This window comes from Nitrospira sp. Ecomares 2.1, assembly GCF_965152585.1.
The window spans coordinates 2,377,838-2,391,439 of the sequence record NZ_OZ224219.1 but is presented as its reverse complement, the minus strand read 5'-3'; the positions used below and the strand labels follow the sequence as shown (position 1 = coordinate 2,391,439).

The 13,602-nt window shown below is 48.8% G+C and carries 13 protein-coding genes; all 13 read right to left on the bottom strand.

The window, feature by feature from the left end; genetic code table 11:
- Window positions 1–22: 22 nt before the first annotated feature.
- Complete coding sequence (locus ACWHYD_RS10435) at window positions 23–1,228, bottom strand: type II secretion system F family protein (protein WP_447961973.1); 1,206 nt, start codon at window positions 1,226–1,228, stop codon at window positions 23–25.
- A complete protein-coding gene (locus ACWHYD_RS10430; RefSeq protein WP_447961972.1) occupies window positions 1,228–2,157 on the bottom strand; it encodes a LysM peptidoglycan-binding domain-containing protein in 930 nt (309 codons plus the stop codon). Before ACWHYD_RS10430 ends, ACWHYD_RS10435 begins: the two co-directional genes overlap by 1 nt.
- Before the next feature lie 7 nt (window positions 2,158–2,164).
- Window positions 2,165–2,566, bottom strand: coding sequence for a type IV pilin protein (locus ACWHYD_RS10425; RefSeq protein WP_447961971.1), 402 nt, complete (start codon window positions 2,564–2,566; stop codon window positions 2,165–2,167).
- The gene (locus tag ACWHYD_RS10420; protein WP_447961970.1) at window positions 2,566–3,105 is read right to left on the bottom strand and encodes a type II secretion system protein; all 540 of its coding nucleotides are present in this window, start codon (window positions 3,103–3,105) and stop codon (window positions 2,566–2,568) included. Before ACWHYD_RS10420 ends, ACWHYD_RS10425 begins: the two co-directional genes overlap by 1 nt.
- The gene (locus tag ACWHYD_RS10415) at window positions 3,083–5,467 is read right to left on the bottom strand and encodes a secretin N-terminal domain-containing protein (RefSeq protein ID WP_447961969.1); all 2,385 of its coding nucleotides are present in this window, start codon (window positions 5,465–5,467) and stop codon (window positions 3,083–3,085) included. The genes ACWHYD_RS10420 and ACWHYD_RS10415 overlap by 23 nt, the downstream gene beginning before the upstream one ends.
- A gap of 195 nt (window positions 5,468–5,662) precedes the next feature.
- Complete coding sequence (locus ACWHYD_RS10410; RefSeq protein ID WP_447961968.1) at window positions 5,663–6,304, bottom strand: hypothetical protein; 642 nt, start codon at window positions 6,302–6,304, stop codon at window positions 5,663–5,665.
- A gap of 72 nt (window positions 6,305–6,376) precedes the next feature.
- Window positions 6,377–6,766: a VanZ family protein gene (locus ACWHYD_RS10405; protein ID WP_447961967.1), complete on the bottom strand. Its 390-nt coding sequence runs from the start codon at window positions 6,764–6,766 to the stop codon at window positions 6,377–6,379.
- A 59-nt stretch (window positions 6,767–6,825) separates the two neighbouring features.
- Entirely contained in the window at window positions 6,826–7,533 is a 708-nt protein-coding gene (locus ACWHYD_RS10400) for a hypothetical protein (RefSeq protein WP_447961966.1), read from the bottom strand.
- Window positions 7,534–7,640: 107 nt separating this feature from the next.
- The gene (gene tenA / locus ACWHYD_RS10395) at window positions 7,641–8,309 is read right to left on the bottom strand and encodes a thiaminase II (protein ID WP_447961965.1); all 669 of its coding nucleotides are present in this window, start codon (window positions 8,307–8,309) and stop codon (window positions 7,641–7,643) included.
- Between the two features lie 37 nt (window positions 8,310–8,346).
- A complete protein-coding gene (tpx, locus tag ACWHYD_RS10390) occupies window positions 8,347–9,006 on the bottom strand; it encodes a thiol peroxidase (protein WP_447961964.1) in 660 nt (219 codons plus the stop codon).
- A 114-nt stretch (window positions 9,007–9,120) separates the two neighbouring features.
- Window positions 9,121–10,074, bottom strand: a complete 954-nt coding sequence (locus ACWHYD_RS10385; protein WP_447961963.1) for an alpha/beta fold hydrolase — start codon at window positions 10,072–10,074, stop codon at window positions 9,121–9,123.
- Between the two features lie 2 nt (window positions 10,075–10,076).
- Window positions 10,077–11,954 (bottom strand): sodium-extruding oxaloacetate decarboxylase subunit alpha, encoded by a 1,878-nt coding sequence (gene oadA, locus ACWHYD_RS10380; RefSeq protein ID WP_447965857.1) that lies wholly within the window; start codon window positions 11,952–11,954, stop codon window positions 10,077–10,079.
- Window positions 11,955–12,066: 112 nt separating this feature from the next.
- Entirely contained in the window at window positions 12,067–13,485 is a 1,419-nt protein-coding gene (locus tag ACWHYD_RS10375) for an acetyl-CoA carboxylase biotin carboxylase subunit (RefSeq protein WP_447961962.1), read from the bottom strand.
- Window positions 13,486–13,602 lie beyond the last annotated feature (117 nt).

Here is a 13,602-nt window from a genome sequence, read left to right as displayed (position 1 = left end):
TTTCGTTAAGGCCACTTGGTCGTTACACGGCCCCTGCCATTTGAAAAATAGGAAGATAGAGGGCAATCACCACTCCTCCTAAAATAACCCCAATCAGAATAATGAACATAGGTTCGATCCAAGTCATGAGTCGGGATAATTGAAAGTCCAATTCCCCTTCATGAAACTCCGCGACCTCAAAGAGCATGGCTTCAAGTGAACCGGTGGTTTCTCCCACTTCAACCATTTCCAGAGTGAGGCGTGGGAGAAAATTCTCTTTTTTCAATGCCGATGAGAGGCTGGTACCCTCTCGAACATGAACAATGACTGATTGGAGCGCTTGGGCAAAGACTTTATTGGGCATGGATTTCGCTGTTACCTGAAGCGCAGATAACAACGGGATTCCACCTCCAAGAATGGTTGACAGCGTTCTGGCCAAACGAATGACCTGGTTCTTCAAAAACAAGGGACCAAGTATTGGCGCATGGAGATATAACCAATGTATTTGCCATTGACCTTGAGGTGTGTTTTTCCACCAATAGATTACGATGCCCCCAAGTCCCATGAGGATTAGAAGTCCCATCAGCCATTGGGTAGCCGATTGCGTCAGATCAATCAGGAGCTGAGTGGCCCAGGGCAATTCCACGCGACTTTCTTTATAGACTTCCGCAAATGAGGGTAGGACAAAAAATAACAGGCCGATGGTCACCAGGAGTCCAAATCCCAATAAGAATACGGGATAAATAGTGGCTTTGACGACTTTTTCTCGAACTCCGATTAGCATTTTTAAATAGGCAATATATCGGCTCAGGACTTCCGGCAGATTGCCTGCCTGTTCTCCGGCACGTAGTGAGGCCTGGTAGAGTTCGGGGAAATAGGTTGGATGATGGGTCATGGCTTCAGAAATGGCCGATCCTCCTCGAATATGCTCTCGGACCGATTGTAAGGCTTGTTGAAATCCCCCTTGGGTGTTCCGTTCTGCCAGGAGATCAAAACACCGTAACATGGGTAATCCGGCTTTGAGTAACGCTAAAAATTCCTGGTTGAAAATCAGGAAATCTCTGAGCGCTAAAGGGCGTTGCCGTTTTTTACCTGAGACGATCTTTCTGGTGCCAGAGTCTGCCAGGTCAAGAACAAGCAGTCCTTGTGCCTCGAGTTGAGAGCGAAGGGTTCGAGGTGATTCGCCTTCCCCATCGTTTTCAATAATCGTTCCATCCGGACGAGCGGCTTTGTAATGAAACCGGGGCACTAGGGTGACTCAGGCGAATGGGGATTGCCAAGCGAGAGTATATGTTTTGGCTCAGGGACACTTTCCACACGATTGTCCTTTAGGGGAATGGTTTCATGTACCGGTTCAGTCAGGGGCTCTTGGATAGCAGGGGAAGTCGGCACCTTATTTGGACTACTCGAGGTATTTACCGATTTCAACTGGGGGACTGTCGGGGAGGTGACCTGAATTTTCAACCCGGTCATAATTACATCAGAATCGAGATCATTCCATTCGCGTAATTGGGCTATAGAGACTTGATACATTTCCGAGAGTTTCCAGAGTGAGTCGCCACTTTGAATGACGATCTGTCCCTGTGAATCTGGCATGCGTTTATCTCCGGAAGAGACCGGTGGTTGGGAGATTGGGAATTTCGTTTGAAGAGGCTGTCCCTTACCTGAGGGCTTGTGGATTTGTTGTTTAATAAGAGTTACATCAGTGGAAAGCTGTTTTATGCTTGTCATGATCTGGTGAAAAGATTGGTTGAGGGTCTGAATGTCTGCCATGAGTTGCGTGGTGTCCGGAATACCGGCAACCCGGCCTTCAAGTTCCATGTTGTGTCTTCGCAGTTCATCCCGCTCCGCTTGAGAGTTCAGAAGTTCTCCACGAAGGTGTTGCAGTTCAACCCCTTGATCCTGTTCTCGATGCTGAATGGATTGAGTATGGCCTCGTAGCGATTGCAATTCACCGGCTTGTTTGGCCATGAGAACTTTTATTGCCCCAATCTCAGCCCGTAAATTTTCGTTTTCGGTTCTAGCCTCCTGAAGGAGAATCTGATGTTGAGAAGGCTGGGAGGCATGCCCTATTGATGAATCGACCGCGACCGGTTTCGTCAATTTCTGAGTACACCCGCCTAAGGCCAGGATAAATGTGCCGCTCAGTACCATGTGTGTCCAACTATTACGTTTCATATGCTACCTACCATTCTGTATAGGGAGTGCCATCCAGCGCCTGGCCGTTACTCCCACTTTTAATATCAAAAATTCCAGCAGGAGAGTCCTCGCCCTCCTCCTGTTCTTCATAAATTTCGGACCATGTGGTCGAGGACCTGGTAAATGGATCTACCGGGATGGCTCGAAGGTACTTCTCTTCCACCAGGTCCTCCAAGGTTGCGGGATATTCCTTTCTATCCGCATAAAATTGATCGATGACCGCTCGCATTGTGAATAAATTTTGTTTCAGAGCCGCTTCCTTGGCTTTGATTGCCGTGTGTTGAAACGTGGGAATCGCGATGGAAACGAGAATCCCCACGATTGCCACAACAATCATGAGTTCAAGTAAAGTGTAGCCCTTTTTGCCAATAACTACAAAGTGGGTCATTACCATTCACGATAGGGGGTCCCATCAATTGCCTTTTTTTCGCTGGTGGTATAGATGTCAAACACATCTTCCCCGCACCACCGCGTTTCGTCTGGTTCATCCTGGAAACACCGGAGCCCCCATTCGGTGGACTCTGTTATTGGATCAAATGGGATTTTCCGGAGGTACCGTTTAATTTCCGATTCCTCACCCAGTTGGGCTTTCTCCCCTGTTAATTTAACCTTCAAGAGTGTTTCCAGCGTCTTAGGATAGCCGGTCGCTCCGGTGGCCTCCTGACATGACGTCACGTTTTCCACGCAGAGCTTCCCTGTACGAACGGTCCCATCTCTCGCCCAATCCAGATGAAACGCATCAATGGCGCTTCGTACTGTTCGTAAGGTATGGCGCAGCTCTAACTCTTGCGATCGTTTAATGCTGATTTTCGCAATGGGTAGGGCGACGGAGGCTAATATAAACATAATGACCAACGTGACTAATAGTTCGATTAAGGTTACCCCGCCTTGAGTTGGCGAGGATTTATTCCACCAAAATTCTGCCATGTTGGACCATGACCGGGATAGGTTGGCCATTGGCTCCCAAGACCGTTGTTTGTTGAATATCAATGTTTGAATTCCCAGCTCCTGCGGCTTCGAATACCACCGTGGCTAGCGAGCCACTTCCTTGTACAGACTTTCCTTGTTGCCCCATTTGGAGCACGATTTTACCAATATTGGGGACGACAGAAACCGTGAGACTGGAGGGAACCGACTGGTTGCTCCAGAAGGGACCTTCCACTGCATTTTTAAAAGTCACAACGGCCGGATCATACGATAGCGTGAGAGACGAATTTCCGGTACTGGAGAAATTTTCCCCTTGAAGAGTAACGGAAATTTCTTCCCCCATTTTAATCGATGCGGCTGACGGTAGTATTTGAAGGTGAGGTTCATCGGCCATCGGCTGAGATGCCTCTGCCGTATCCTGTTCTACAGATTCTTGGGTGGGCGTCTTGCCCTCAGTGAATTGCGGATTTTGCGGAAATGCGGACGAGTCCGAAGAATTGGTCATTTCTGTAGGGAAGTCCTGGGTGTTCATAAGGGCCACAGCCGGGTTTGGTTGTGAAAACAGCGGCTTGGTGGTGTACTGATTGGCCGTCCCGGACCAGAGAGTCTGTTTCGCTAACTGCTGAGGTTGGACGTTTCGGACGATATGGGGGGTAATCACCAAAATGACTTCAGTCGTAATTTTTTCCTTATTGGTGTTACTGAGGAGGTCACCAAGGCCGGGAATGTCATCGACCCCGGGAACGCTATCCCGCGTCTTTGTGTCATCCTCTGAAAGGAGCCCGCCGAGCACGACGGTCTCACCATCCCGCATATTGAGTGCGGTGTCCGCAGTACGGGTTCCAAACTTGAATTGGGTAATTAAGGGAGATGTTTGAAGTATTTCCCTGGCTCCCAGGCGTGTGACTTCTATCTGCAACCGCAGGGAAATGCTGTTATTCAAGTGGATGGTCGGCTCGACGGTGAGTTTGATGCCCGTATCCTTAAATTCAATGGAGGTCACGGTCGAAGTGGTGGGAACTGCACCTGTGGATGCCTGACCTGGTAACACATTCGTGGTGGACAGAAGAATCGGTTGTTTGTCCCCGACATTGATGGAGGCTTTCTGATTATTGAGCACTCTGATTTTAGGCGAAGCCAGGGTTTTGGCCTGAGATTCCTGTTTGAAAAAATTCAGTAGGACACTGCTGGGAAACCGAAACATAAACGATTCCTGACCAATGTCTGTTAATTGTTTGAACGAAAATGTTGAAGGAAGAGAAAATGCGGGAGATAACGGAGACTCAGTGCCGGGCGGGAAAATACCAAATCCGGCTTCTTTGGCAAACTGTAAGCCCAGGTTTTGTTTGTTGGTACGGTTGACTTCCAGGACTTCCACTTCAAACAGGACTTCCGAGTCGCTACGATCATTGGCCAGGATGATCTGCTCGGCCAGGCTGACCTTGGCCGGTTCGTCTCGTATGACCACGGTGTTCAACGGTTCATTCACATAGACGCGCTTGGTTTCCAGTATCGTCCGGAGAAGATTCGCGATATCTTTGGCCTTGGCATTGGAAAGATAAAACGTGCGGATTTGCAGGTCATCATATTGTTCCCGTTTTTGCTTGGTATCGGGGATGACCAACAGTCGGTCAGGCCCGACGCGTTTGGCAAACAGTTGATTGGTCGTTAATATAAGATTTAGGGCTTCATCGAAGGGGGTGTCTTTGGTGAAAATGGTCACGAGATCATCCCGCACATCCTTATCAAATAAAATATCGATATTGGCGGTTCTCGCCAAAATTTCAAAAACTTGCTTAAGACGGGTATTCTGAAACCGAAGGGTCACGGGTTCCGCCGAGCCACCGATGGCTTGGGTGGTTTTCTGTAATTGGACCACTCTCGTGATGCCCTCAACCGCCTCTGACAGGGAGGGGTCGAATTCCACAGATGATTCATACAGCGTCATGGCTTCGTCATATCGGCCAAGACCTTCCATGTGTTTGGCATCCAACAAGTTTTGATGAGCGGTCTTTAAACGCCAGACATCGTTGAGGGCCGTATGGTGTTCAATGTTCTGTGGATCGAACCCCAGAGCCATTTGAAATTCTTGAAGGGCGTCACCGATTTTCCGCTCTTTTAACATCTGCCTTCCACGGGAGAAATGCTGATCTGCTGCACGGATTTTAACCGATTGGAATTTATCCTCAATTTCTTTATTGAAGGGGTCTTTCCTCAGGGCGTCCCGATAAGCCGCCACGGCTCCATCAAAATCACCTTTTTGTTCAAGTTCATCCCCAAGCTGGGTTTCACGAAGAGTGCAGGACATCAGAAGCATCATAAAAACCATGGCCAACACGCAAAACGGCTTAATTCTAGGCATTATATCCTTCACTATATGTAATGAGAATGACTGGGGGGGTAAGACGAAGATCTCACAAATCCTCCTTACCCTAGCATATTTGTCAAATACGGGCTAGAGTTACTTGCTCGTTTCTTTAAGCTACTCTAATTTCTGTATCGGATATCCCTTCGTCAATATTGAGTCCCGTCCCTGCGGGCTCGAATGGGTTCAGGATTACTGTAAAGGTGAAGTTTCCTCGATTGGGGCTTCTGTAGATGGAGATTGAATCGGGGAATTTGTCGAAGGGGTATTCCCTAGGGAAGGTTCTCCAGAAGGGAGTGTGTTGGCCGCAGGGGCACAGTTGGTTGGCGCATTAGGATTGAGCGGATTGATCTGGCAGTTGGTGTTTCCCTTGGCTTCGAAGCGGATGGCTTGGTAAGTTTTGGCACCCTTGAAGTCATTCTGATTATATGGGGTATCGGTGCTGGTACTTCTGACTCCATGTATCTCCTGGCCAATTTTTATCAACGCAAATTTGTTTCCGGTTATGGGATCAGCGTAGGCCTTCCGGAGATACCGTTTTGGTGACTTCTTCGTTAATTCTTCAAGCGTTCGCGGCCATTGGTTGGGACGTGTGCTTTTCTGAATTTCCCAGTCCGCCACAAATCGCTCAATGGCTTTTGCAATACTAGTTCCACGAAATTGTAGTTCGGCCTCTCGATCCCGTTGCATTATAACCGACCACTGTTGGGTGACTTCCATCGTTCCAATGGACATGACGACAACCAGCATCATGACGAAAAGATAGGTGACTCCATTCTGGTTGCCGAGAATGGCCATCCGGTCATCTGGGGATTTCTTGATAGATTTCCTCATGTAGTGATGCTGTCTGTTTGTTGAGTGCGGATATCAGTTTGGTAACAACTGTGCCATGGTGCTGGGTGAGTGTTACTTGAAGATAGTCAGCCGTTTTCGTCCTTTCTCGGTAATGAGCACCCATCCAAGAATCAGAAAGGCGGCGCCAAAGGTATCGGCGACGAGATCCCAAATGTCGGCCTGACGCTGGGGGACAAACCACTGATGAATTTCATCGGAAATCCCGAATGCGATGACGCAGATGATTGCGAGGCCCATATTTCCAGCCATCGGGGTTGTGTATTTGAATGCCCGATAGAGCAAAATCCCGAGTACGCCATATTCGCAGGCATGTAAAATTTTATCATTAATTTTAAAAAGAAATGAAGGGATGTGGAGTTGTTGGGCAGGATTGGATTGGGAGGAGAGATATACAATAACAAGAGCATAGAGGACGACTGGCCCCCAATACTTTAATAGCACGAATGGTTTAGATATGGCTTGGGTTGGAGAAATCTGACACGTCCTTTGTTAACAGTGGATTAATGTGATGATGCTGGATTCGGGGGGAAGAGGAAATACCTTACATCCTCGATTTGGACGACGGGTAAAATCATTCCGTCCCCCTTCTGATCATGAGAAAAGCTATAGATAAGTGATTCATCGGCAACCAGAGTACCCAAAAAAAGGATGCCGATGGCAATTTGCTCACCATTTTGTTGCTGACGCCGAATTTGCGTAACCAATTCAAGAGAGGGGATGGCCACCAAATAGTCGGGCAAGCCCACAGGCTTAAAGCGCACAATACCCCACGATGTCGATGTGAGTTCTGGACCTAAGGCCACGGAATATCCCTCGTATTCCGGCATATATTGCCGGAGAAAGCCTGACCATAGAAAGGCAATGGGTTTTTGAAGGATATTTTTGTGGATGAGGCGGGCCTCGTCCCGAGCGCGATTCAGTTGGAATAGACGCTCGCTTTGCTCAGTGTGATCCGGGCTCTGTAAGGTGGGCCAATCCGGTGGATGGCCTTCAAGTTCCTGAAGAAATGCTTCCTGTTCTTCTGGAAGGAGGAGGGGACGGGTATCCCTGGGGATCAGTTGATGCAAGGACTGGCCTTCCAGTTGGATAAGGGGTTGGATTCCTTTTGCAATGTGAGGTTGTCCATTGACCTGGACCGGAAATTGAATCCCTGCACATACATTGAATAACACCAGAATATAAAGAAAGGGGAATTGGACTTTTTTCATGTGCTTGCGTTGTCACCGGGAGAAATTGCGTGAATGAACGGGCAGAGTTTTGAAAGCAGTGAATGCTGTCCACGTCATGTTGTTTAAAGATTAAGGAATGTAATGTCCTATATGGGCCATTTCTCTTCCCGCCAGGCCATATCCCAAAACATCCATTCGTATTGTGAACTAATTAAAAAGGCTTCTTCCATTCTGGCTTTTTCTGCCCGGCCTGCTGTCTTGGCGCATCGATCGACGACTTCGCGCATCCATCGGGTGACTTCCGCAAACTCGGGTGACCCATAGAGTTGTAACCATTCATAATACGGATGTGAGCGTTTGGGTGTTGTTTTCCCTAAAAGATGTTGTCCGACTTCACAATAGACCCATGCACAGGGTAGGGCCACCGTGGTGATTTCACCGAGTGTCCCGGTTTGAGCCACGCTTCTCATATGCCGACAATAGGCATAATTCGTCGGGGAAAGGGGGGTGGATCGCATGTCCTTGGCGGAAAGAGCCCATTGCTTTCCATAGGATTCATGAAGGCCTCGTTCGACGGTAATGGTATCTTCAACTAATTTTGCAAAGCGGAGGGCTGTATCTCCATCCGTCGCTTTGGCCGATCCTAGAGCAAAGACTCTGGCCAATTCTTCTAAATACCTTGCATCTTGTAGGATGTAATATTGAAACTTTTTTGCCGGTAACGTGCCTTTCCCCAATGCCACGACGAAAGGATGCCTTAACTGGGCAGCCCAAATAGGGGCGGCGCGATTTCGTAATTGTTCTGAAAACGTCATGAGAGTGAGTGGTGAATGTTTATTGAGGTATGTGGTGTCACGAGTTTTGTAGCACGGATCGCGCTACTTGAAAGGCTCTCTCCATATCCGGCATATGGCCGAGATCGGGAGTGACCTGGAGATAGCGGATCACATTATTCGCATCGACAACCATGACGGCTCGGGCCAGGACATGGGGTCTCTCCAAGAGTAATCCATGGGAGATGCCAAACTCTCCACCTCGAAAATCTGACAGAAATTCAACATTGGCAATTCCTGCTTCTTTCGCAAATCGTTCTTGAGCGAAAGGCGTATCGACGCTAATGGTTATCAGTGACACCTGCTGATCAAGACCCTTGTTTTTTTCACTCAGGTAATGTGTTTGTTGTTCGCAAACTTTCGTGTCGAGGGAAGGCACGATACTGATGATGCGGACTTTCCCTTGGGACTCATGGATGTTCACGAGTGATAAGTCACCTTTTGCCAATGGGACGGCACGAAGAGTCTCCCCGGCTTTCACTTCCATACCACTCAGCGGCAAGGGGGTACCTCGAAAAAGAATGGTCGACCCTTCTCCTGTCCTGGCGGTTTCTTTATCAATCGGAATGTTTTTATAGGAAAAATTCTGGTCTGATTGCCCATTCAGGGTGGAACATCCAGCTAATGAGGAAGCCGCTAGGATAAAAAGTAACGACATAATGGAGGAAATTTTTTGCATGATGATGCTCCTTCTATCCAACTTGATGATCCGGGTTAAGCTATCGGTATTATATAAAAAATACCATTTTCTCAGATACGCGTGGGATAAATAGCCGGTTGAGTGATGTGTCCTTTAGAAATCTCGTTCTAAAAATGAGAGGATAAATTGATTCACCATAGTGGGTGCTTCCCACTGGGCAAGATGCCCCGCTTCCGGGATGACATGCCATTCGACATGAGGTAATTGGTCTTTTACCCGTTCACCCACATCGAGCGGAAACACTCGGTCCTGATCTCCCCAGAGTAGCAGGACAGGATGAGAAATCTGCTGAAACCTATTTCCATATTGTCCCTCCCATGTTTTGATATTGTCCATCAATGAATAAAGAGGGACAAGAAAATCGCCTCTTTGTCGATTGTGAAATGAACGGTCAATAATGGCAGGGGAGATGAGTGCGGCATTATAGATAATTTCTTTGAGAATATATTCTGTGGTCCTTCTCCCGGCCATCCAGTTTCCTAATTTTGCGAGCCAAATGGGAGGGCGGTGGTGGAGAAAGCGTTGGTAATGTGGTGAAGCGATGCTGTTCTCAACGTGGGCGGGAAATCCCGAGATGAGCACAAGTCGATCCACTCGTTCCGGATAGTCAAGGGCCATGGCCATCGCCAACCCGGCTCCCATGGAATTTCCGACTAACGTCGCTCGTGAAATATTGAGGGCATCCATGAATTGGCGAAAAAACTCCACGAGATATTTTGGCGTATACGCATCATCGGGTTTATCAGAGAGCCCAGAACCGAGCAAATCCAGGATGATGACCCGGTGAGTTTGGGCTAGAACCGAATATTGATGCTCCCATTGCCATATCGATCCGCCAAATCCGTGGATGAGGATAAGCGGCGGACCTTGCCCAACGTCAAGATAGGCAATGCGATGGGTGTTGACTCTGGTGGTCTGATAGGGCACACGTTGGATCAAGTCGATTCCGGAAGGGAGCGTCTTGAGGGAAGAACAGCCCAAAATCGTCAAGCATCCTAGCACGATCATGAAAAGGAGAAATAATCGAAAGTGAGAACAGCCCCGCATTATTATTCCAGATGAATCAGCGTTTCATCAGGATTCACTTCATCTCCTTCTTTGACGTAGATGGTGATGACGGAACCGGCAATCGGCGATTGGACTCGATTCTCCATTTTCATGGCTTCCACTACCAGCAGGGAATCACCCACGTTGACAGTGGAACCCTCTGTCACCAGGACTTTGACCACCCGGCCGGGCATGGGTGTGGTCACGTCTCCAGGTTGTGATGGCTTGGGACGTTTCTCCGTCTTTGATGCCTGGGATGGTGGAGGGTCAGGTGATCCGGCTAAGACTTCTTGAATCGGTTCAAGATACACTTCTTCAAGTTTGTCATTCACTTTAATGTAATAGGGTTTCACGCCGTCTACTGTCTGGCCGGATCCCGACACGCGAATATGATAGGCTTCGCCGTGAACGGTGACGTTGAATTCTACCGGAGCTAAATGTAGATCGTGAGCCACCGCCGGCCCACTCTCCGGGGAGGCGTGAAGGGGTTCGGGTTTGAGTTCCCCTCGCTCCCGTTCATCAAAAAATTGCAAGGCCACGGACGGGAGGAGCGCATAGGAGACAATGTCCTCTTCAGCCATTTCCCGTCCTACGAGTTCCTGCGTTGCATCTCCCAGCTCAGGATCAAGGTTGTCAGCGGGACGACCGGCTACAGGCACGTCGCCCTCCAAGGCTTTTTGCCGAATCTTCGAGTTGAGGGTACCAGGTGGTTTCCCATACAAACCCTGAAAATAGTTTTTGGTTTCATTCGTAATCACTTTATAACGCTCGCCGGTCAAAATATTCAGCGTCGCCTGCGTTCCCACAATTTGGCTCGTGGGGGTGACCAAAGGGGGATATCCCATATCTTTTCGCACGCGTGGAATTTCTTCCAGCACTTCTTTGATTTTTCCCAGCGCATTTTGTTCGGCCAGTTGGGCTGCTAAATTCGAAAGCATTCCCCCGGGCACTTGGGAGAGGAGAATGTCCGTATCCACACCGGTGAAATCGCTTTCAAACTGCCGATAGCGTTTACGGGCTTTGCGTAATTTATCTGCAGCAGGGGCGATTTGTTCAAGATTTAATTTCGTGTCATAGGGAGTGTTGCGAAGGGCGGCAATAAATGATTCGGTCGGGGGGTGAGAGGTGCCGCCGGAGAGGGGGGATAATGCGGTATCCAATATATCCAACCCGCCCATAATGGCCATGAGAGAAGACATGGAAGCCATTCCCGAAGTGTAATGGGTGTGCAGGTGAATCGGGACCCGAACAGTGGCTTTCAAGCGAGAGATCAATTCATAGGCTTCAAAGGGAGGAAGAAGTCCAGCCATATCCTTTATACAAATGGTGTCTGCCCCGAGGTCCTCGAGTTGTTTAGCTTGTTCCACAAAGTGATTCAGACTGTGGACCGGACTGACCGTATAACAAATAGTCGCTTCAATATGCTTGCCGCAGGCCTTCACAACTTCCATGGCCGGTTTGATGTTCCTGATGTCATTCAGGGCATCAAAGATTCTAAAGACATCAATACCGTTTTGCGCCGATAATTCGATGAATTTTTCAAGGACATCGTCAGCATAATGTCGATACCCCACAAGGTTTTGGCCACGCAAGAGCATTTGAAGACGAGTTTTCGGCATGGCTTCACGAAAGGCTCGAAGGCGCTCCCAAGGGTCCTCTTTAAGGAACCGGAGACACGAATCGAAGGTTGCGCCGCCCCACACTTCTAATGACCAAAATCCGACTTCGTCTAATTCTGAAGCAACGGATAAGAGATCCTCTGTGCGCATACGCGTCGCTAAAAGGGACTGGTGTCCGTCTCGTAGAGCCACATCTGTTAAAAAGACCTGCCGCTTCGGAGACGCTTCGATATCCAGGGCCGGAGCGGCATCCAATTTCATCCGGGTAGGTACCGGACGACTGGGCTTCTTGCTTTTATGGGTGTGTGATGTTTTTCGTGACATAAGGAGACCTTTCACATGGGCAATGGATCATAACGTTTCATAAAGGGTGTTATAATCCTTCAAATGCGGCGATAGCTGCGGATAGGGCAATGACGAGATCTTCCGGTTCTTCCGCCTCTTCATATTCAAAAAGTTCGGGATGGCGTTCAAGATAGGAGGTATCAAATCGCCCGGCCCGGAAATCCGGTTCTTCCATGAGTTTTGCCATAAATGGAATGGTAGTTTTGACACCTCGCAGGACAAATTCCTCAAGGGAGCGATGAGTTCGGCGAACAGTTTCGTCCCAGGTCCGACCATGAACGGTCAACTTGGCGAGGAGGGCATCATAATACGGAGGGACGGTATAATCCTTGTACACCGCTCCGTCAATCCGAACTCCAACACCACCCGGGGACAAATAGGCGGTAATTTTTCCCGATGATGGTCGAAATCCATTTTGGGGATCTTCAGCATTTACCCGACATTGAATGGCATAGCCCTGGAGATTGACCTCATGCTGCCCGAAGACCAGAGGACGCCCTGCCGCAATCCATAGTTGGGATTGCACAATATCAACGGTAGTAATCTGTTCCGTGACAGTATGTTCCACTTGGATACGAGGGTTCATTTCCATGAAGTAGTAACGTCCATCGGGATCTAACAGAAACTCCACGGTGCCGGCATTATAGAATTGGGCGGCGCGAGCGATGGCGATGGCGGCTTCTCCCATTTCTGCTCTTAGACGAGGGGTTAATACAAGTGACGGGGCAATTTCTATCAATTTTTGATGGCGCCGTTGGATAGAACAATCACGTTCTCCCAAATGAATCACATAGCCGTTTTTGTCTGCCAGCAATTGAAATTCAATATGGTGTGGACGTTCCACATATTTTTCAAGAAATAAATCACCATTGCCAAAAGCGGCGAGGGCTTCTCGAGCCCCAGCTTCCATTGCCTCTTGTAATTCATCGTCTGATCGCACGACGCGAAGGCCTCGCCCTCCACCCCCGGCGCTGGCTTTGACCATGACCGGGTATCCCGCCTTATGGGAAAATGTCAGTGCCTCTTCCAACGTGCCAACACTGCCGTCAGTCCCGGGAACAACAGGAACACCGATTTTAATGGCCAGTGCTCGAGCCTGGACCTTATCGCCGAGTAGTTCAAGTGAGTGCGGAGATGGGCCAATAAAGAGAATGCCTGCCTCTTCACAAAGCCTGGCAAAATCAGCGTTTTCAGCCAAAAATCCATACCCTGGATGAATGGCATCGGCTCGAATACGCTTCGCTAATCCTACAATCTGTCGAGCATCAAGATAGCCTTGCACAGGACCCGGACCGACTAAATATGCTTCATTCGCTTTTTTGACGTAAATGGCGGTGGCGTCACTTTCTGAATAAATCGCCGCCGTGGCAATGCCGAATTCTCGACATGCCCTGATGACGCGCATCGCAATTTCTCCCCGATTGGCAACCAAAACTTTTTTTAACATACGATTCTAGTGTTCGTGTCTCAACTTTAGGAATGCATGACCGTGCCGATCGTGTTCTGAATTTTTCGAGGCCAGATGGTATCAGAAGATAAGCTAACGAATCAGGGATTCCGCGAA